The organism is Aquibium sp. ELW1220 (assembly GCF_030398385.1).
Lineage (GTDB): Bacteria > Pseudomonadota > Alphaproteobacteria > Rhizobiales > Rhizobiaceae > Aquibium.
The window spans coordinates 12,853-32,331 of sequence record NZ_JAOAOQ010000025.1 but is presented as its reverse complement, the minus strand read 5'-3'; the positions used below and the strand labels follow the sequence as shown (position 1 = coordinate 32,331).

Below are 19,479 nucleotides of genomic sequence, written 5' to 3'. Positions count from 1 at the left end.
GCCGCGGCCGCCGCGCAACCGCGAACCGGAACGAAAACGGCGGCCGGATCGCTCCGGCCGCCGAATCTCATCCAAGCTGGTGGATCAGTTCGCCTTGGCGATGCCGTTCACCCACTGGAAGTAGGGCTTGTTGAGGCGAAGCGCGATGTTCTCGGTCTGCGACTCGGCAATGTTGACGCCCACGATGAAGCGTTCCTTGGTGTCACCGTTGAGCTCGTAGACGGAACTGCCGCTCGATCCGGGATAGGTGTCGCACAGGTAGGAGAAATTGTTCTCCGACGCCGTCGCCGGGTCCACCGGGCAGGCCGTGCCCCACATCGTGCTCACCGGCTTGTCGCCCGGATAGCCGACGATATTGGCGTTGAAGGCGTAGGCCGGATCGTAGGTGGCGTAGCCCATCCAGCCCACCGTGTCGCCGGCCGGCTTGTCGAGGATCAGCACCGCCAGGTCCCACGGCACCACGGAACCGTAGAAGCCCTTGTAATTGGTGATATATCCTTCGAGGATGTAGGCGTCGACGAAGCCGAACCCGCCATAGGGCGCGTCGTTCTGGCCGTTCAGGCCGGGATAGAACTCGTAGTCCGACAGCCAGCCGCCGTCATCGTGGCTGTAGAGGCAGTGCGCGGCGGTGATCACGGCGCTGCGGCCGATCATCGTGCCGGAGCAGATGCTCCACTCGCCCTTGCTGTTCTTCGACCAGATCTGCCCGATCGTGTTGAACGGGTACTTCTTGGTGTCGGTGATCTGGATGCGGTCGTCGTCGCCGAAGACCTGGCGCGAGCCTTCCTCGAGTTCCTGCTCGAGAGCCGAACCGGGTTTCTCGACGATCGCCGACGTGCCCTGCATGTAGGACTTGATCTGCTCGATCAGTTCCGGATCGGGCGCGATCTCGCGAACCGAGCCGTCCTTGGACCGGGCGCGGGTGACGAAACCCTTGCGCAGGTCCTCTTCGGTCGGCATCGCCAGGTCGCGGCTGGCTTCGCCTTCCTCGATCTTCGGCGTGCGGTCGATGACCTTGCGGCCGGACAGGTCCGGCCCCTCGATCGAGGCGCGAGGCGATTCGCCGGAACCGGCATTGCCCGACACACTCTGCGCGAAGGACGTCGTGGGGATGGCCACTGCCGAAATCAGGGCAGCCGTCATCAAGGTCGTATGCAGTCTGTTCATGAAGTAGTTCTCCCAAGCCCATTGAGCGATCGCACAGAACAGTCAAATCATGACCAATTCGTGATCGGCCGGACACGGACTGCAAGTTGTGCCGTCTTCACCGCCAGTTGTCCGCTCCAACCTTCCCTCGCGTGAGCATCGCGATAGACCGCCGCAAATCTTCCACTATTCCACCCGACAAACCGCTTCCGTTTCGTCACCGGCCGGGGTTTGATGGCGAAACGACGGGCGCCGTTGGTCGGGGTCCGGGCACGACAACAGTCTCAGGAGGTACATCGATGCTCATGAACAGGACGGTCGCAGCCGCGGTCGCGGCAGGGCTCGCGCTTGGCATCACGCCGTTGGCGGCCGGCGTGAAGCCGCTGGCGACGGCCAACGCCCAGGAGCCGGCCAGCGCCGACGAGCCGCAGGCCAAGCCCGAGGCTTCGCCGATCAGCCGCGTCCCGGAAGCACGCAAGGCGGCGCGGGAAAGCGGCGAGGGCGATCGCGTCATCGGCGGCACCGCGGCGGAAAACGGCGCCTGGCCGTTCCAGGTGGCGCTGCTGACCGCCGACTATCTCGGTGACGATCCGGCGACCCAGCTCGATGCGCAGTTCTGCGGCGGCAGCCTGATTGCGCCGGAATGGGTGCTCACCGCCGCGCATTGCCTCTACGATTATGGCCAGGCGGTCGATCCGGCCACCGTGGTCGTTCTCGTGGGCGCGACCGCGCTGGTCGATGGCGAGCGCATTCCGGCCGCCGAGGTCATCGTGCACGAGGGCTACGATCCGCGCGCCTTCGACAAGGATGTCGGCCTGATCCGGCTGTCGCGGCCGGCCAGCCAGCCCGTGATCGGGATGACGGCGGGAGACGTCCAGGCCGGTGCCGCCATGGTCACCGGCTGGGGCAAGATGGCCGATGGCGGCTTTCCCGACACGCTGATGCAGGCCGATCTCGAGCTCTTCCCCAACGACGCCTGCAATGCCGGCATCAAGGAAATCTATGCCCGCGACCTGAAGCTCGTCCTCAGCGATTATGGCCGCCGCATGCGCATCACCGAGGACGGGATCGACCAGGCCACCCGGCTGATCGCCCAGACGATGCGCGACCCTCTGACCTCGAACATGATCTGCGCCGGCACCACCAGCGGTGCACGTGACGCCTGCAACGGCGATTCGGGCGGCCCGCTCTTCATGGCGGGCGAGGGCGGCCCGGTTCAGGTCGGCATCGTCAGCTGGGGCGAAGGCCCGCTCGATTCCAACATCGCCTGCGGCCACGAAAACGCCTATGGCGTCTACACGCGCGTCTCCAGCGTTCGCGACTGGATCTCGCAAAAGACCGGCGTGAAGTAGCGCCCACCACGTTCCGCGTGGCGGCTGAAAGCACGGAGGCCCGGATCGCAAGATCCGGGCCTCCGTTGCATTCGAACCCTTCGACGGTCGCCGTCGCGGCGCGGCGCGCTCGGGCTACGCCACCTTCCTGGCCAGCGCGCAGCGCGACCAGAGGTCCGACAGGGCGCCGGCGAGGTGGTCGATGTCGGCGTCGGTGTGGAACGGCGTCGGCGTGATGCGCAGACGCTCGGTCTTGCGCGGCACGGTCGGATAGTTGATCGGCTGCACGTAGATGCCGTGGCTGTCGAGCAGGAGGTCCGACAGCCATTTGCACTTGGCCGCGTCGCCCACCATCACCGGCACGATGTGGCTCGGGTTCGCCATCGTCGGGATGCCGATCGCGTCGAGCCTTGCGCGCACCTTGCGCACCCGCTCCTGGTGGCGGGCGCGCTCCATCTGGCTCTCCTTCAGGTGCCGGATCGAGGCCCGCGCGCCGGCCGCCACATGCGGCGGCAGGGCGGTGGTGAAGATGAATCCGCTCGCAAACGAGCGGATGTAGTCGCACAGCGCCGCCGAGCCTGCGATGTAGCCGCCGACGACCCCGAAGGCCTTGCCCAGCGTGCCCTCGATCAGCGTCACGCGGTCCATCAGCCCCTCGCGCTCGGCGATGCCGCCGCCGCGCGGCCCGTAGAGGCCGACCGCATGCACCTCGTCGAGATAGCTCATCGCGCCGTGCTTCTCGCACACCGCCAGGATGTCGGCGATCGGCGCGATGTCGCCGTCCATCGAATAGACGCTCTCGAAAGCCACGATCTTCGGCCGTTCCGGCCCGTATTCCGACAGGATGCGGTCGAGGTCCTCGACGTCGTTGTGGCGCCAGATGCGGCGCTCGGCCTTCGACTGGCGGATGCCCTCGATCATCGAGGCGTGGTTGCCGGCATCCGACAGGATGACGCAGTCCGGGATCGTCGAGCCGAGCGTGCCGAGTGCGGCCCAGTTCGAGACGTAGCCCGAGGTGAACAGCAGCGCCGCTTCCTTGCCGTGCAGGTCGGCGAGTTCCTGTTCGAGCAGCACGTGGTAGTGATTCGTGCCGGAGATGTTGCGCGTGCCGCCGGCGCCCGCCCCGCAGCGGTCGATCGCCTCGTGCATGGCGGCGATCACCTTGGGATGCTGGCCCATGCCGAGATAGTCGTTCGAGCACCAGACGGTGACCTCGCGCGTCTGGCCGTCGACATGGCGGGTCGCCCGCGGAAACGTCCCCCGCTGCCGTTCCAGATCGGCAAAGACCCGGTAGCGACCCTCGCCGCGCAGGCCATCGAGCTTCGTGGCGAAAAAGGCTTCGAAGTCCATTCGTCTTTTCTCCTTGGAGGCGTTCTAACCTTCCGCGCCGCCTTTGTCTTCCCTTCGGGACGCGTCAAATTGCTCCATTCGCATGCTTCGGACCGAAGTCCGGCGCAGGTCGGCGCGTCGAGAATCGAACCCTAATGGCCCCGCAGACACCTTGCCTTGACATGCCTCAAGGAACTGTTGAACGCCTCACACACCTCGAGCCCCCTTCGCGGGGGCCGTTGGTCGGATCTACATGTCCATCACCATTGTGTGAGAGGGCGGGTGAAGCATGCGCACGAAGGTGATCGACCGTCCCGACAGCCAGGTGACGCGCTCGGCGACGAAGACCGCCGAGTCCGCCGCAAGCCCCAGGATCGCAGCCTCCGCCCGGTCGGTTGTCGTCGCGCGGAAGGAAAAACGCGCCTGCGAAAAGGGCGCGTTGGAGACCAGCCATTCGTTCGGGCTGACGGTTTCGAAGCTCTCCGCGCCCGCCGTCGGCACGGTCTCGAGATTGATCCAGCGATCCTCGTATTGGTAGGGTCGCCCGTCGCCTGAATGCAGGCAGGTCACGTGCAGGCAGCGCGAGCCCGTCGCGATCTCCAGCCGCGCCGCCACCGCATCCGGCACGGCGTCTTCCTTGCGGCTGACCCGCCTGTACGCGTAAGCCATGCCTGACGCTTCGATCTCCGCGCGCACCAGCGGGATGACGAAGCGCGCCTCGCGGACGGGATGCAGCGCCACGCGCGTTCCGGACTTGCGCTTGCGCTCCACCAGCCCGGCGCGGGCGAGTTCCTGCAGCGCGCGGTTCACCGTGGCCCGCGCCGCGCCGAACTCCGCCGCCAGTGCCTCCTCGCCGGGGATCGTCTCGCCCGGCAGCCAGAGCCGCTTCGAGATGCGCATCTCCAGTTCCGCCCTGATGGCCCTGAAGGAGGTGCGCCGCACGGAGCTCACAGCCGCGCCAGGATCGCGCGGACGGTGGCGGCGTAGCGCCCGGCGATGGCGTCCCGCGCCACGTGGCGGCCATCGCGAACCGCATGGCGTCCCGCCGACCAGACGTCCGTCACCGCCCGGTTCGAGCCGGCAAAGACGAAGCCGTCGAGCAGACGGTCGGCCGCCAGTCCGGGCAGTCCGTCGCGCGCGGTGTCGATCGCCACCAGGTCGGCGAAGAGGCCGGGCGCAACGCCCCCCGAGTCCCGCCCCAGCGCCTGCGCGCCGCCGGCGAGCGCCTTCGTGTAGAGGTTCCGCCCCGCCGACTGGCCCGGTCCCGCCAGCACCACCCGCGCCCGGTCACGCAGGCGCTGCGAGTATTCGAGCTGCCGCAGTTCCTCGGCGACCGAGATGCGGATGTTGGAATCCGAGCCGATGCCGAACCGTCCGCCCGCATCCAGATAGTCGGCGCCGTTGAAGATACCGTCGCCGAGATTGCCCTCGGTCACCGGGCAGAGCCCCGCCACGGCGCCGGTGGCCGCCAGTGCCCGGGTCTCGGCCGGCGTCATGTGAGTGCAATGGATCAGGCACCAGTCCGCATCGACGTCGTGATTGTCGAGCAGCCAGTCCATCGGTCGCGCGCCGAACACCGCCAGCGTCTCCTCGATCTCCTTTTCCTGCTCGGCAATGTGCATGTGGAACGGGCCTGCTGCCGCCTGCGCCAGCGCGGCGAGATCGCCGGCATTCACCGCCCGCAGCGAGTGCGGCGCGGTACCGAGACCCGTGTCGGCAGGCAAGCTGCGCAGGATCTGCCGCGCCCGCTCGTGCAGGGCGAGGTAGCGGTCGAGCCCGTTGCCGAAGCGCAGCTGCCCTCCCGCCAGCGGCCGCCCGTCGACGCCGCCCTGCTGGTAGTGCACCGGCAGCAGGGTCAGCCCGATCCCCGTCGCCTCCGCCGCCGCCGCGATCCGCGCCGACAGTTCGCCGAGATCGTCATAGGGCGTCCCGCCCGGCTGGTGGTGCAGATAATGAAACTCGGCCACCGCCGAATATCCCGCCTCCTGCATCTCCAGGAAGGCGAAGGCGGCGATCGCCTCGATCTCGTCGGGCGTCAGCACGTCGAGGAAGCGGTACATGATCGCCCGCCAGGTCCAGAAACTGTCGCGCTCCGACGGCCCGCGCGATTCCGACAGCCCGGCCATGGCGCGCTGGAAGGTGTGGCTGTGCAGGTTCGACGGGGCGGGCAGCAGCGCGGCCACGCGGTGGTCGCCGGGCAGCGCCGCCGCGCCCGTCTCGACGTTCGCGATGCGTCCCCCCGGACCAATCGACACGCGAACCTCATCCGCCCATCCGTCGGGCAGGAGCGCCGTGGCGGCATGGATTGTCGCCCCGTTCCATGCCCCCTCCGCCGTCATCCTCGGGCCTGTCCCGAGGATCTGCGACGCGTCCGCCGCATGGCGCCCGCCACGGCCCGCATCGCTCGCTGCGCCCGGGTCGCAACCCGCGGCAGATCCTCGGGACAAGCCCGAGGATGACGGCCGAGAGGAGGGCGATGACGGCGTCGACTGTGGTGACGCGGTGTCCTTCATGGATCGCATGGTCGTCCCTTGACTCGTTATGTCTATACATAATAGCCTGATCGCAGGAATTGAAAACAGCCAAAATCGGACGAGCCTTTGCGTCGTATCCTCACCGATCTCGCCATCGCGACCATGCAGCCGGACGGTGCGCCGTACGGCCTGCTGGCACACGGCGCCGTCGGCGTGGATGATGGCCGCATCGCCTGGGTCGCTGCCGCGGACGACGTCCCGGCCGACTGGCGCGGCGTGGAGACGGAATCTTTCGGCGGCCGGCTGATGACCCCGGCGCTCGTCGATTGCCACACCCATCTCGTCTTCGGCGGCAGCCGTGCCCGCGAGTTCGAGATGCGGCTCGAAGGCGCGACCTACGAGGAGATTGCGCGGGCCGGCGGCGGCATCGTCTCGACCGTCGCGGCCACGCGCGCCCTGTCGGAAGACGACCTCGTCGAAGCCGCGCTGCCGCGGCTCGATCGCCTGATCGCCGAAGGCGTTGCGACCGTCGAGATCAAGTCCGGCTACGGCCTCACCGTCGCCGACGAACTGAAGATGCTGCGCGCCGCCCGCCGTCTCGGCAGCCTGCGCCCCGTGCGCGTGAAGACCAGCTACCTCGGCGCCCATGCCGTGCCGGTCGAATACAGGGGCCGCCCCGACGCCTATCTCGACGCGGTGGTGCTGCCTGGCCTCGAGGCCGCGCATGCGCAAGGCCTCGCCGATGCCGTCGACGGCTTCTGCGAGGGCATCGCCTTCTCGCCCGCCCAGATCGCCCGTGTCTTCGACCGGGCCGCAGCGCTCGGCCTGCCCGTCAAGCTTCATGCCGAGCAACTGTCCGACCTCGGCGGCGCCAGGCTTGCGGCCTTCTGCGGCGCGCTGTCGGCCGATCATCTCGAATATCTGGGCAGCGACGGCGTGTCCGCCATGGCGGCGTCCGGCACGGTCGCCGTCCTCCTGCCCGGCGCCTTCTACTTCCTGCGCGAGACGAGGCTGCCGCCCGTGGCCGCGTTGCGCGAAGCCCGCGTGCCGATCGCGCTCGCCACCGACTGCAATCCCGGCTCCTCGCCGATGACCTCCCTGCTTCTGGCCATGAACATGGGCTGCACGCTGTTCCGCCTGACCCCCGAAGAGGCGCTCGCCGGCGTCACCCGCAACGCCGCCCGCGCCCTCGGCCTCGCCGACGAGATCGGCACCATCGCCCCCGGCAAACGCGCCGAATTCGCCATCTGGGACGTGGAGCACCCGGCGGAACTCGCCTACCGGATCGGGTTCAATCCGCTGTTTCGGAGGATCGTTGAACATGAATGACGGTAGCGCTCTGTCGCGCCCCCCTCTGCCCTGCCGGGCGAGACAAGTGGCTCGCCCCGCCCGGCAGGGCAGAGGGGGGCGCGAAGGAACGAGAGGGTTCGATCGCTGTCGATCAGCGGCCGGAGTCCCATCATGATCACCCTTCACCCCGGCACCGTTCCGCTCGCCACTCTCGAACGCCTCTACCGCTCGCCGGAGCCCGCCCGCCTCGACGATGCCTTCCGTCCCGGCATCGCCGCCGCTGCCGCCCGCATCGCCGAGATCGCCGGCGGAACGGCGGCCGTCTACGGCATCAACACCGGCTTTGGAAAACTCGCCAGCGTGCGCATCGCGGCCGAGGACGTGGCGACCCTGCAGCGCAATCTCATCCTGTCGCATTGCTGCGGCGTGGGAGGGCCGCTGCCGGCCGACATCGTGCGGCTGATCATGGCGCTGAAGCTCGTCTCGCTCGGCCGCGGGGCTTCGGGCATCCGGCCGGCAACCGTCGAGCTGATCGAGGCGATGCTCGCGCGTGGCATCGTCCCCGTCATCCCCGAAAAGGGCTCCGTCGGCGCCTCCGGCGACCTCGCGCCGCTCGCCCACATGACCGCGGCGATGATCGGCGAGGGCGAGGCTTTCCTCGACGGGCAGCGCATGCCGGCCGCGGCGGCGCTGCAGAAGGCCGGCCTCGCGCCCGTCGTGCTCGCCGCCAAGGAAGGCCTGGCGCTGATCAACGGCACCCAGGTCTCGACCGCGCTGGCGCTCGCCGGCCTGTTTCGCGCCCACCGCGCCGCCAATGCCGCCCTCATCACCGGCGCGCTGTCCACCGACGCTGCCATGGGCTCGTCCGCCCCGTTCCACCCCGAGATCCATACCCTGCGCGGCCATCGTGGCCAGATCGACACGGCGGCCGCGCTCTGGCGCCTGCTCGACGGCTCGCCGATCCGCGAAAGCCATCTGGAAGGCGACGAGCGCGTCCAGGATCCCTACTGCATCCGCTGCCAGCCGCAAGTCGACGGTGCCTGCCTCGACATCCTGCGCATGACGGCGCACACGCTGACGATCGAGGCCAATGCCGTCACCGACAACCCGCTGGTGCTGTCCGACGGATCGGTCGTCTCCGGCGGCAATTTCCACGCCGAGCCGGTCGCCTTCGCCGCCGACCAGATCGCGCTCGCCGTCTGCGAGATCGGCGCCATCGCCCAGCGCCGCATCGCGCTCCTGGTCGATCCCGCGCTCTCCTTCGGCCTGCCGGCCTTCCTGGCGAAGAAGCCCGGCCTCAACTCCGGCCTGATGATCGCCGAGGTCACCTCGGCGGCCCTGATGAGCGAGAACAAGCAGATGGCGCACCCGGCCTCGGTCGATTCGACGCCGACCTCGGCCAACCAGGAGGACCACGTCTCCATGGCCTGCCACGGCGCCCGGCGCCTCCTCGCCATGACCGACAACCTCGCCGGCATCGTCGGCATCGAGGCGGTGACGGCCGCGCAGGGCATCGACTTCCGGGCGCCGCTGACCACCAGCGCCCTGCTCGGGAAGGCCCACGCCGCCATCCGCGCAGTCGTGCCGACGCTCGACGTCGACCGCTACATGGCCGGCGACCTCGAGGCGGCGGCGGAACTGGTCCGCTCCGGCGCGCTCAACGCCAGCGTCGGCGAGAGCATGCTGCCGGGGCTGGAGGGGTGAGAGGAGATCCGATGGACCGGGAACGAATTCTATCGGGCAGAAGCCCCACCCAGCAAAGGACCCCCACCCCTTACCCCTCCCCACAGGGGGGAGGGGGATTCTGCGGCGTCGGCGCCCCCCTCCCCCCTGTGGGGAGGGGTAAGGGGTGGGGGTGCCTCGCGCTATCTTCCGCAGGATGGGGGTGCCTCGCGCGATCTTCCGGTGAGCGGGCTCATCCCGCCCACCCTACGCGGAGCATCTCCCCATGACCCCCGTCGAAATCGCCCGCGGCACCTCGCCCGTCATCCTCGGCCTGCCGCACACCGGCACGCACGTGCCCGACGACATCGCCGCCCGCCTCAACGAGGAAGGCCGCAAGCTGCGCGACACAGACTGGCATATCCACACCCTCTACGAAGGCCTGCTGCCCGGCGCGACCACCGTGCGCGCGACCTTCCACCGCTATTGCATCGACGCCAACCGCGATCCGTCGGGGACCAGCCTCTATCCCGGCCAGACCACGACCGGGCTGATCCCGGAGATCGACTTCGACGCCAACCCGATCTGGCGGCCGGGCCAGGAACCCGATGCCGCCGAGACCGCGCGCCGCGTCGCGCTCTTCCACAAGTCCTACCACGAAGCCCTGGCGGCCGAGATCGCGCGGGTAAGGGCGCTGCATGGCATCGCCGTGCTCTACGACTGCCACTCCATCCGGCCGGTCATCCCGTATCTCTTCGACGGCGTTCTGCCCGATTTCAACGTCGGCACCGACAATGGCGCCACCTGCGATCCGCGCATCGAGGCGGCGACGATCGGCATATGCCGGGCGGCCGAAGGCTACACCTCGATCCTCAACGGCCGCTTCCGCGGCGGCTGGACCACGCGCCACTATGGCCGCCCGGCCGACGGCGTCCACGCCATCCAGATGGAGCTGACCCAGTCGACGCATCTGGCGGACCACGCCTTCGCCTACGATCCGGCCCGCGCCGCGCGCCTGCGGCCGCACCTCGCCGCCATCCTGAAATCCATCGAGACCATCGCCTTCGACCTTGCCGGAGCCCGCCCATGACCGCCAACCCCCGCCACAATCTCCGCGAAGTGCGCAGCCCGCGTGGCACCGAGCTCAATGCGAAGAGCTGGCTCACCGAAGCGCCGCTCAGGATGCTGATGAACAATCTCGACCCCGACGTGGCCGAGAATCCCAATGAGCTCGTCGTCTATGGCGGCATCGGCCGCGCCGCCCGCACCTGGGGCGATTTCGACAAGATCGTCGCCACGCTGAAGACGCTGTCGGACGACGAGACGCTGCTCGTCCAGTCGGGCAAGCCGGTCGGCGTCTTCCGCACCCATGCCGATGCGCCGCGCGTGCTGATCGCCAATTCCAACCTCGTGCCACACTGGGCCACCTGGGACCATTTCAACGAGCTCGATCGCAAGGGGCTGGCCATGTACGGCCAGATGACCGCCGGCTCGTGGATCTACATCGGCACCCAGGGCATCGTGCAGGGCACCTACGAGACCTTCGTCGAGGCCGGCCGCCAGCACTACGACGGCAATCTCAAGGGCCGCTGGATCCTCACCGCCGGCCTCGGCGGCATGGGCGGCGCCCAGCCGCTCGCCGCCGTCATGGCCGGCGCCTGCTGCCTCGCCATCGAATGCGACGAGACCCGCATCGATTTCCGCCTGCGCACCCGCTACGTCGACGCCAAGGCGACCTCGCTCGACGAGGCGCTGGAGATGATCGACCGCTGGACGAAGGCCGGCGAGGCGAAGTCGGTCGGGCTGCTCGGCAACGCCGCCGAGATCGTGCCGGAGCTCTTCCGCCGCGGCGTGCGTCCCGACATGGTCACCGACCAGACCTCCGCGCACGATCCGCTCAACGGCTACCTGCCGAGGGGCTGGAGCATCGCCGAGTGGAAGGCCGCGCGCGAAACCGATCCGAAGCGGGTCGAGGCCGCCGCCCGCGCCTCCATGCGCGAGCATGTCGAGGCCATGGTCGCCTTCTGGAACGCCGGCGTGCCGACGCTCGACTACGGCAACAACATCCGCCAGGTGGCGAAGGACGAGGGCTTCGACAACGCCTTCGCCTTCCCCGGCTTCGTGCCGGCCTATATCCGCCCGCTGTTCTGCCGCGGCGTCGGACCCTTCCGCTGGGCGGCCCTCTCGGGCGACCCGGAAGACATCTACCGCACCGACGCGAAGGTGAAGGAGCTGACCCCGGGCAACACCCATCTGCACAACTGGCTCGACATGGCCCGCGAGCGCATCGCCTTCCAGGGCCTGCCGGCCCGCATCTGCTGGGTCGGCCTCGGCGACCGCCACCGCCTCGGCCTCGCCTTCAACGAGATGGTGGCGAAGGGCGAGCTGAAGGCGCCGGTCGTCATCGGCCGCGACCATCTCGATTCGGGCTCCGTCGCCTCGCCCAACCGCGAGACGGAGGCGATGAAGGACGGCTCGGATGCCGTCTCCGACTGGCCGCTGCTCAACGCGCTCCTCAACTGCGCGTCGGGCGCCACCTGGGTGTCGCTGCACCATGGCGGCGGCGTCGGCATGGGCTTTTCGCAGCATTCCGGCATGGTCATCTGCGCCGACGGCACGGCCGACGCCGCACGCCGCCTCGAGCGCGTGCTCTGGAACGACCCCGCCACCGGCGTCATGCGCCACGCCGACGCCGGCTACGACATCGCCCTCGACTGCGCCCGAGACCAGGGCCTGCGCCTCCCCGCCATCCTCGGCAACTAGGAAATGCGGGGGAAATACGGGGACAGTTTACTTAATTCGGATCGCAGGCAGTCTTCCTGACGCGATGCTTTCTGCCCGAATTAAGTAAACTGTCCCCGCATTTCCGCCCACCCGCGCGCTCCCCTTGTTCTCGCCGTCCTTGCATCTGGTGCCTCCGGCCGAAACACATGGCGCCACGCGAAATGCGGGGACAGTTTACTTAATTCGGATCGCAGGCAGTCTTCCTGACGCGATGCTTTCTGCCCGAGTTAAGTAAACTGTCCCCGTATTTCCGGCCACCCGCGCGCCCTCCGAGTTCGGGCCGTCCCCGTATTTCCGCAGGTCCATCCACCCGCGCCCCTCTGGTTCGCGCCGTCCTCGCAGCTGGCGCTTTCGGCTGCAACCCCATGATGTTACGTCTTCCCCACGACGCGATTCCGCTCCGGCATCGCGCCACGGATGGGAGGACACCATGACCACGACACCCGACGATCTCGGGATCGAGCTGCGCCGCAAGATGTTCGGCTCCGCCGGCGCCGAAAAGCAGATCGACAACGCCAGCGACTTCACCGCACCGATGCAGGACATCGTCACCCGCATCTGCTTCGGCGAGATCTGGCAGCGCCCCGGCCTCGCCACGCGCGAGCGCTCGATGATCACGCTGGCCATGCTCGCCGCCCTCGGCAAGGAGCCGGAACTCAAGGTCCATGTCCGCGGCGCCATCGCCAACGGCGTCACGAAGGAGGAGATCCGCGAGATCCTGATCCACTCCTTCCTCTATTGCGGCATCCCCGCCATGGTCGGCAGCCTGCGCGCCGCCGAGACCGTGCTCACCGAGATCGGGGCCTGAGATGGACAGGATCGGTTTCGTCGGCATCGGCAACATGGGACGGCCGATGTCGGCCAATCTGGCGAAGGCGGGCTTCCCGCTGACGCTCTACGACGCCAATGTCGAGGCGGCGAAGGCCCACGCGGCCACAATCGGCGCCGCCTCCGCCGCCACGCTGGCCGAGTTCGGCGCGGCCTGCGACGTCGTCGTCACCATGCTGCCCACGGGCCGCATCGTGCGCGAGGTCATGCTCGACGGCGGCCTGGCCGCAGCGCTCGCGCCAGGATCGATGCTGATCGACATGAGTTCGTCCGACCCGATCGGCAGCCGCGACCTCGGCCCGCTTCTCGCCGGACGCGGCATCGGCTTCGTCGACGCGCCCGTGTCGGGCGCCGTGCCGCGCGCCGTCGCCGGCACGCTCACCATCATGCTGGGCAGCGACGATCCGGCGCTGTCGGAGCGCGCGCGCCCGGTGCTGATGGCCATGGGCAACCGCGTCTTCGAGACCGGCACGCTCGGCACCGGCCATGCCATGAAGGCGCTCAACAACTTCGTCGCCGCCGCCGGCTTCGCCGCCGTCGCCGAGGCGCTGATCGTGGCCGGCCGCTTCGGCCTCGATCCGAAGGTGGCCGTCGAGATCATGAACGTGTCGACCGGCCGCAACTTCTCCACCGAGAACGTCTTCGCCCAGCACGTGCTCTCGGGCGATTTCGCCACCGGCTTCGCGCTCGGCCTGCTCGCCAAGGACGTCGGCATCGCCGCCGATCTCGCCGACGCCATGGGCAAGCCGCTGCCGATCGTCGAGGAAACCAACCGCTGGTGGCAGGCCGCCCTCGACCGCCTCGGCCCCACCATCGACCACTCCGCCGCCTTCAAGGCCTGGCAAAGCAAGGACTGAGCGCGAGAAACCCGGGGACAGTTTACTTAATTCGGGGCGCCGTCCGACCCGTCCGCGCCACCTGTGATCCGAATTGAGTAAACTGTCCCCGGGTTTTTGCCGCCGCCGCGCCGCTTCCGAAGGCCGCTCACCGCCACTCCAGGAGAACCGCCCATGCCCGTCACCCTCTTCGGCATCAAGAACTGCGACACCATGAAGAAGGCCCGCGCCTGGCTCGACGCGAACGGCGTCGAATACGCCTTCCACGACTACAAGACCCAGGGCCTCGACGAGGCCCGCCTCCAGGGCTGGATCGACGTCCTCGGCTGGGAACCGCTGCTGAACCGCGCCGGCACCACCTTCCGCACCCTCCCCGACGCCGACAAGGCCGATCTCGACGCGGAGAAGGCCAAGCGGCTGATGCTGGCGCAGCCGTCGATGGTGAAGCGCCCGGTGCTCGACGTGGACGGGCGGCTGACGGTGGGGTTCAGGCCGGAGGTGTATGCGGGGGTGTTCGGGTAGGGGAAGACAGTCAAGGCAATGCGAACGCACTTGCGCCGCTTTCGTCTATCCGTCACGCTTCCGCCGATCGCAACCGCAGGCGCGGTTCGATGGCGACTGCCGCTTCCGCAAAGGTGATCCATCATGCTCAAGCTGCTGGAAACGAGGAACGTCGGTCCGGCCCGGTCGGTCCGGCTCGAACTGGCCGAGCGGCTGAATGTCTTCACGGGCGACAACGGGCTCGGCAAGAGCTTCCTGCTGGACGTGGCGTGGTGGGCGCTGACGAGGACATGGGCCGGTCGTCCCGCCATTCCCATGCCCGGGTCCGGCGATGCTGCGTCGATCGCCTTCTCCTTCGACAGTGTGTCACGCGAAGTCTCGTTCGAGAGCGAATTCGACAGGCTGGACCAGCGGTGGACGAGCAGGCCCGGGCGTCCCGCCAATCCCGGCCTCGTTCTCTACGCCCGGGTGGATGGCGGATTCTCAGTCTGGGATCCCGCGAGAAACTACTGGCGTAACCTGGAGGGTCGCGAGACCCCCGATCGGCCTCCGGCGTTTCACTTTTCCATGCAGGATATCTGGAACGGCCTGGAGATCGACGGCAAGGTCGTGTCGAACGGCCTGCTGCGCGACTGGGTCAGCTGGCAGAGCACGAAATCCCCCGAATTCGATCGCCTCTGTGACATCCTCGCAGGGCTGTCGCCCGACGCGCTGGACCAGCTTCGTCCCGGGCAGCCGACCAGGATCGACCTGGACGACGCGCGTCTCGTACCGACAATTGCGATGCCCTACGGGCAGGATGTCCCCGTCACGTTCCTCTCCGCCGGAATGCGACGCATCGTCGCCATCGGATACCTGCTCGTCTGGGCCTGGCACAACCATCTCGAAAGTGCGCGCTTCCTCTCCTTGGCGCCGGCGCGCGAGATCATTTTCCTCATGGACGAGATCGAGTCCCACCTCCACCCGAAATGGCAGCGGATGATCCTGAAGGCCATCATCGACGTCTGCGAGAGCATCGCCGTGGGCAGCAAGGCGAAGGCCCAGCTGCTGGCCTCGACCCACTCGCCGCTCGTCCTCACGTCGGTCGAACCGGTTTTCGACGAGGCGAGGGACGCCTGGTTCGACATCGATCTCGCGGAACGCGATGGGCGTTACATCGTGGATGTCGTGCGGCGCCCGTTCGTCAAGCAGGGGGATGTCTCAAACTGGCTGACGAGCGAGGCTTTTGGGCTTCCCTCTGCGCGCAGCCGCGAAGCCGAGCAACTGATCGAGCAGGCTTCGAGGAGCGTCGCGGCGGGAGCGGATACGAAGTCGCTTCAGGACATCGAAATGCGTCTTGCCTCCATGCTGCCTGAGAACGATCCGTTCTGGAGGCGCTGGCAGGCCCTTTACGACATGGCTTCCGAAGAAAGGCGCTGAACATGGTTCGCGTGAGGCCGGCTCCGGAACCTGCGGAATTCGATGTCCGGGTCCGCCGGCCCGGCAACGCCTGGATCCTGCGCAAGAAGCTCGACCCGGATGCGCCCGTCCCCACGGGTGTAGAAATCAGTCCCTACTGGAGGCATTGCGCAGATGATCTCTGGAACGCCTACGACGGCGTCTGCGCCTACAGCTGTATCTTCACGCGCAAGGGCGCGGCCAATCCGGCGGTCGAGCATTTCGCACCGAAGTCGCGCAGGCTGCGCCTAGCCTACGAGTGGTCGAACTATCGGCTGGCGTGTCTGACCATCAATTCGAAGAAGAAAGACTTCGAGGACGTCATGGATCCCTTCGAAGTCGGGGCCGATACGTTCTTCCTGGAATTGGCGGCGGGACGAATCTACGTCAACCCTGAGATAAATGACGAAGAGAAAAAGAAGCATGCCGAGCAGACGATCGTTCGCCTGGGTCTTGACCAGCAGCGCTTCAGGGACGATCGGACGTTCGACTTCGACCGATGGCGCCTGGGAGAGTGGACGGACGCCTTCATGGAGCGACGCAGCCCGTTCGTCTGGAAGGAGATCGTCAGGCAGGGTCTGAAGCGGAGTGTCGCATTCCTCGGTACGCCCCCCGCTCTGGACTAGCGGCACCCGCTCCGCTCGCCGCGATGCTGCTGAGCGGGATCATGCCTATCACTTTCGATTTTTGCTTGGCACATCATGCCTATCAAAAATCGAAATTGCTAGGCACGCCCGCGCGAGACCTCACCCCTTCTCGAACCCCACCTTCACCCCCCGCTGGCGAAAATACGCCTGCATCAGCTTGCGTCCCGAGCGGTTGTTCTGCGCGAGCTTTTCCGGGTCGAACACGGCCTCCTTCACGCCCTCGCGCGCCATTGCGGCCTTGAGTGAGGCGATGTGGGTATCGAGTTCGGCATTGTCGGCCTGCAGCGAGGCGTAGATGCGGTCGGTGGCCTCGGCCACGGTCGGTTCGGTCACGATGATGCTCCTTGATCGTTCGTGGGGCCGTTAGCACGGTTTCGGCCCGATCTGTAGCGGGCAGAACGAAGCGCCCTTCCTCTCCCCCTTCCGGGGGGAGAGGTGGATCGGGCGTAGCCCGAGACGGTGAGGGGGGCTGCGCCCGACGCCGGCGAGCGCTCCTTCGCGGATGCGTGGTCCCCGGCTCCGGTCGTCCAATGCGCGAGCGGGAAAGCCGCTCGTGCCCGCTACACCCACTCGCCCTTGCGCATCACCGGTTCCACCGTGCCGTCCGCATGCACGCCGTCGACGTCGATCTCCCCGGACCCGATCATCCAGTCGATGTGAATAAAACTCTTGTTGCCGCCGACGGCCGCGATTTCCTCCGGCGTCATCGTCGCGCCGTCGCGGAAGCATTTCGAGTAGCACTGGCCGAGCGCGATGTGGCTCGCCGCGTTCTCGTCGAACAGGGTGTTGAAAAACAGGAGCCCGCTCTGCGAGATCGGCGAGGAATGCGGCACCAGCGCCACTTCGCCGAGCCGCCGCGCGCCCTCGTCGGTGTCGAGCACCTTCTCCAGCACGTTCAGCCCCTTCGACGCCTTCGCCTCGACGATCCGCCCGGCCTCGAAGCGCACGGAAATCTCGTCGATCAGCGTGCCCTGGTAGGACAGGGGCTTGGTGCTCGACACGTGGCCGTCGACGCGCATCGCATGCGGCGTGGTGAACACCTCCTCGGTCGGGATGTTGGGGTTGCAGGTGATGCCGTTCTTCGCCGTCGAGGCGCCGCCGTGCCATTCGTGGCCGTCGGCCAGCCCCACCGTCAGGTCGGTGCCCGGCCCGGTGAAGCGCAGCGCGGCGAAGGCCTTGCCGTTCAGCCAGACCGTGCGTTTGCGCAATGCCGCATTGTGCTCGGCCCAGGCCGTCACCGGATCGTCGGTGTTGACCCGAGAGGCGGAAAAGATCGCCTCGGCGAGCTTTGCCACCGCCACGTCCTCCGCCTCGCCCGGAAACATCACCTTCGCCCAGGACGGGTTGGGATAGGACACGATGTTCCAGTTGATGTCGAAGCCGGCGATCTTCTCCAGCGCCGGCTGGTAGGCCATCGAATTGGCCTTGTTGGCGCGCGACACCTTGGCCGGGTCCTCGCCCGCAAGCAGCATCGGGTTGTCGCCCGCGATCGCCAGCCGCGCCGCGTTGGCCGAGAAGGCCTTGCCCATGCCTTCGTAGAGCCAGCCGGCGGCGCGGTCGAAGCTCTCGTCGCGGCCGTGGCGGAAGCGGGCGAGCGTCACCTCCTCGTCGGCCAGGAACGGCGTGACGATGCCCGCGCCCGCGGCATAGGCATGCGCGGCGATGCGGCGCACCAGCGGCAGAGCGGCCACCGGCGCGGTCATCACCAGGTCCTGCCCCGGCTGCAGCTGCAGCCCCACCTTGACGGCCACCTCGGCCAGCCGGTCGAGCCGGACGGGGTCGATGGAGGCGGAAACGGCGCGCGGATGCGATGTCATGAAAGGGATCCTGTGCTGGTGCGGTCGCTCGTGGTTCGGCTGGAACATAGACCCGCCGCGCGCCGGTTTCCACCGCGGCCGTCGCCCGCGGCGAAGCCTGGCCGCGGCGACGGTCGCCCGCGCGCTCGAGCGGTCAGCCCGAAGGCAGCCGCGCATGCAGCGCTGCCGTCTCGGCCATCTCCTCGCGCACCCAGGCAATGAAATCGCGCACCTTGCGTGGCGGCCGCGCGCCGGCCGCCGTGCAGATCCAGAAGCCGAAGCCGAGGTCGGCGCGGATCGGCAGCGGCGCGGCCAGCCGCCCGTCGGCCAGCGCGTCGGCGCATATCAGCTGCCAGGCGAGCGTGATGCCCTGGCCGGCGATCACCGTGTCGATGCACAGCAGCGGGTCGTTCAGCCGGGCGCCCTGCAGCGGCCGCACGGGCGCCACGCCCGCCGCCTCGAACCAGCGCTCCCAGGTCACCATGCGCGAGGAATCGTCATCGATCGAGGTCTCGCGCGCCAGGTCCGCAACGCTCCGGATACGCTCTGCCTTGGCGGCGGCGGCCACCACGAACACCTGCTGCGGCAAGATGAGCTCGGCGTCGACGCCGGGCCAGCGCCCGTCGCCCATGCGGATCGCCACGTCGACGTCGGAACCCGAAAGGTCGACGAGCCGCTCGGTCGCATCCACGCGCACCAGCACGTTCGGATAGCGGGCGAAATGATGGCGCAGCCGCGGCACCAGCCACTTCGTTGCGAAGGAAGGCGCCACCGAGGCGACCAGCGTGTCGGCATTGCTCTGGCGCACCTGTCCCACCGCCGCGTCGAGTTCGCGAAAGCCTGCCGACAGCCGGGTGAAGAAGGCCGCGCCCGCCTCCGTCGGCGCCAGACCGCGGGACGTGCGGCGGAACAGCACCTTGCCGATCTGCTTCTCGGTCCGGTTCACCTGCTGGCTCACCGCGCTGGCCGACACGCCCAGTTCCTCGCCGGCGGCCTGCAGCGAGCCCGTGCGCGCCACGGTCTCCACCGCCCGAAGCCCGTTCAGGTGCATGCTGTTCAGGTTACGCATCAAGATAATCTAAATCCGAAGACAGAAGTTGTCGATCGATGGGAAGCGACGAAGGCCATATGGATCAAGCATTGCGTATCCAGGTGGAGAGCACAAGATGCTGGAGTTTTTCTCGATTGCGCGGCGCTTCGGGCTCCGCGCCCGGGGACGCCGTCCCAACGCGGGCGGCCTGCCGTCCTGCCAGTCGGCGGACCTCCTCGCGCACCCCGCCATCGCGGCCATGAGCGAGCGCGAGCTGGCCGACCTTCCGTTTCCGCGCAACCTTTGCGAAGGCCGCGCGCCGCGCCCGCAGGTCGCCCGCCATGGGCCGCGCTGAAGCGGGTCCGGATGCCGCTTTCGTCGTTTGCGG

18 protein-coding genes are annotated in these 19,479 nt (G+C 68.1%); 11 read left to right on the top strand and 7 right to left on the bottom strand.

Features of this window, described 5'->3' with window-relative positions; all coding sequences use genetic code 11:
- Positions 1–84: 84 nt before the first annotated feature.
- Entirely contained in the window at positions 85–1,167 is a 1,083-nt protein-coding gene (locus tag N1F91_RS20215; protein ID WP_289994952.1) for a serine protease, read from the bottom strand.
- Positions 1,168–1,445: 278 nt separating this feature from the next.
- On the opposite strand from N1F91_RS20215, the gene N1F91_RS20210 reads away from it, so the two are divergent.
- Positions 1,446–2,498, top strand: coding sequence for a serine protease (locus N1F91_RS20210; protein WP_289994951.1), 1,053 nt, complete (start codon positions 1,446–1,448; stop codon positions 2,496–2,498).
- Positions 2,499–2,612: 114 nt separating this feature from the next.
- Here N1F91_RS20210 and hemA read toward each other — a convergent pair whose 3' ends face one another.
- The 3 genes from hemA to N1F91_RS20195 all read right to left on the bottom strand — a co-directional run bounded on the left by hemA (position 2,613) and on the right by N1F91_RS20195 (position 6,145).
- Positions 2,613–3,827, bottom strand: a complete 1,215-nt coding sequence (hemA, locus tag N1F91_RS20205) for a 5-aminolevulinate synthase (protein ID WP_289994950.1) — start codon at positions 3,825–3,827, stop codon at positions 2,613–2,615.
- A 228-nt stretch (positions 3,828–4,055) separates the two neighbouring features.
- Positions 4,056–4,748, bottom strand: coding sequence for a GntR family transcriptional regulator (locus tag N1F91_RS20200; RefSeq protein ID WP_289994949.1), 693 nt, complete (start codon positions 4,746–4,748; stop codon positions 4,056–4,058).
- Between the two features lie 5 nt (positions 4,749–4,753).
- The gene (locus N1F91_RS20195) at positions 4,754–6,145 is read right to left on the bottom strand and encodes a formimidoylglutamate deiminase (RefSeq protein ID WP_289994948.1); all 1,392 of its coding nucleotides are present in this window, start codon (positions 6,143–6,145) and stop codon (positions 4,754–4,756) included.
- 297 nt (positions 6,146–6,442) lie between these two features.
- On the opposite strand from N1F91_RS20195, the gene hutI reads away from it, so the two are divergent.
- From hutI to N1F91_RS20150, 9 genes are all read left to right on the top strand, one after another.
- Positions 6,443–7,609, top strand: coding sequence for an imidazolonepropionase (gene hutI / locus N1F91_RS20190; RefSeq protein ID WP_289995019.1), 1,167 nt, complete (start codon positions 6,443–6,445; stop codon positions 7,607–7,609).
- A gap of 129 nt (positions 7,610–7,738) precedes the next feature.
- Positions 7,739–9,274, top strand: coding sequence for a histidine ammonia-lyase (gene hutH, locus N1F91_RS20185; protein ID WP_289995018.1), 1,536 nt, complete (start codon positions 7,739–7,741; stop codon positions 9,272–9,274).
- Between the two features lie 244 nt (positions 9,275–9,518).
- Positions 9,519–10,322, top strand: a complete 804-nt coding sequence (gene hutG / locus N1F91_RS20180; protein WP_289994947.1) for an N-formylglutamate deformylase — start codon at positions 9,519–9,521, stop codon at positions 10,320–10,322.
- Positions 10,319–11,995 (top strand): urocanate hydratase, encoded by a 1,677-nt coding sequence (hutU, locus tag N1F91_RS20175; RefSeq protein WP_289994946.1) that lies wholly within the window; start codon positions 10,319–10,321, stop codon positions 11,993–11,995. The genes hutG and hutU overlap by 4 nt, the downstream gene beginning before the upstream one ends.
- 451 nt (positions 11,996–12,446) lie before the next feature.
- Positions 12,447–12,824, top strand: a complete 378-nt coding sequence (locus N1F91_RS20170; RefSeq protein WP_289994944.1) for a carboxymuconolactone decarboxylase family protein — start codon at positions 12,447–12,449, stop codon at positions 12,822–12,824.
- A gap of 1 nt (position 12,825) precedes the next feature.
- Positions 12,826–13,701: an NAD(P)-dependent oxidoreductase gene (locus tag N1F91_RS20165; protein WP_289994943.1), complete on the top strand. Its 876-nt coding sequence runs from the start codon at positions 12,826–12,828 to the stop codon at positions 13,699–13,701.
- Positions 13,702–13,854: 153 nt separating this feature from the next.
- Positions 13,855–14,202, top strand: coding sequence for an ArsC family reductase (locus tag N1F91_RS20160; protein WP_289994941.1), 348 nt, complete (start codon positions 13,855–13,857; stop codon positions 14,200–14,202).
- A gap of 123 nt (positions 14,203–14,325) precedes the next feature.
- The gene (locus tag N1F91_RS20155; protein WP_289994940.1) at positions 14,326–15,600 is read left to right on the top strand and encodes an ATP-binding protein; all 1,275 of its coding nucleotides are present in this window, start codon (positions 14,326–14,328) and stop codon (positions 15,598–15,600) included.
- A gap of 2 nt (positions 15,601–15,602) precedes the next feature.
- Positions 15,603–16,244, top strand: a complete 642-nt coding sequence (locus N1F91_RS20150) for a hypothetical protein (RefSeq protein WP_289994939.1) — start codon at positions 15,603–15,605, stop codon at positions 16,242–16,244.
- Between the two features lie 120 nt (positions 16,245–16,364).
- On the opposite strand, the gene N1F91_RS20145 is transcribed toward N1F91_RS20150, so the two are convergent.
- The 3 genes from N1F91_RS20145 to N1F91_RS20135 form a co-directional block, all read right to left on the bottom strand.
- Positions 16,365–16,598: a hypothetical protein gene (locus tag N1F91_RS20145; protein ID WP_289994938.1), complete on the bottom strand. Its 234-nt coding sequence runs from the start codon at positions 16,596–16,598 to the stop codon at positions 16,365–16,367.
- A 227-nt stretch (positions 16,599–16,825) separates the two neighbouring features.
- Positions 16,826–18,082 carry an aminopeptidase gene (locus N1F91_RS20140; RefSeq protein ID WP_289994936.1) on the bottom strand — a complete coding sequence of 419 codons (1,257 nt, stop codon included), beginning with the start codon at positions 18,080–18,082 and terminating at the stop codon, positions 16,826–16,828.
- Between the two features lie 133 nt (positions 18,083–18,215).
- Entirely contained in the window at positions 18,216–19,130 is a 915-nt protein-coding gene (locus tag N1F91_RS20135) for a LysR substrate-binding domain-containing protein (RefSeq protein ID WP_289994934.1), read from the bottom strand.
- Positions 19,131–19,227: 97 nt separating this feature from the next.
- On the opposite strand from N1F91_RS20135, the gene N1F91_RS20130 reads away from it, so the two are divergent.
- On the top strand, positions 19,228–19,446 hold the full coding sequence (locus tag N1F91_RS20130; RefSeq protein WP_289994933.1) for a hypothetical protein: 219 nt from the start codon (positions 19,228–19,230) through the stop codon (positions 19,444–19,446).
- Positions 19,447–19,479: the final 33 nt, after the last annotated feature.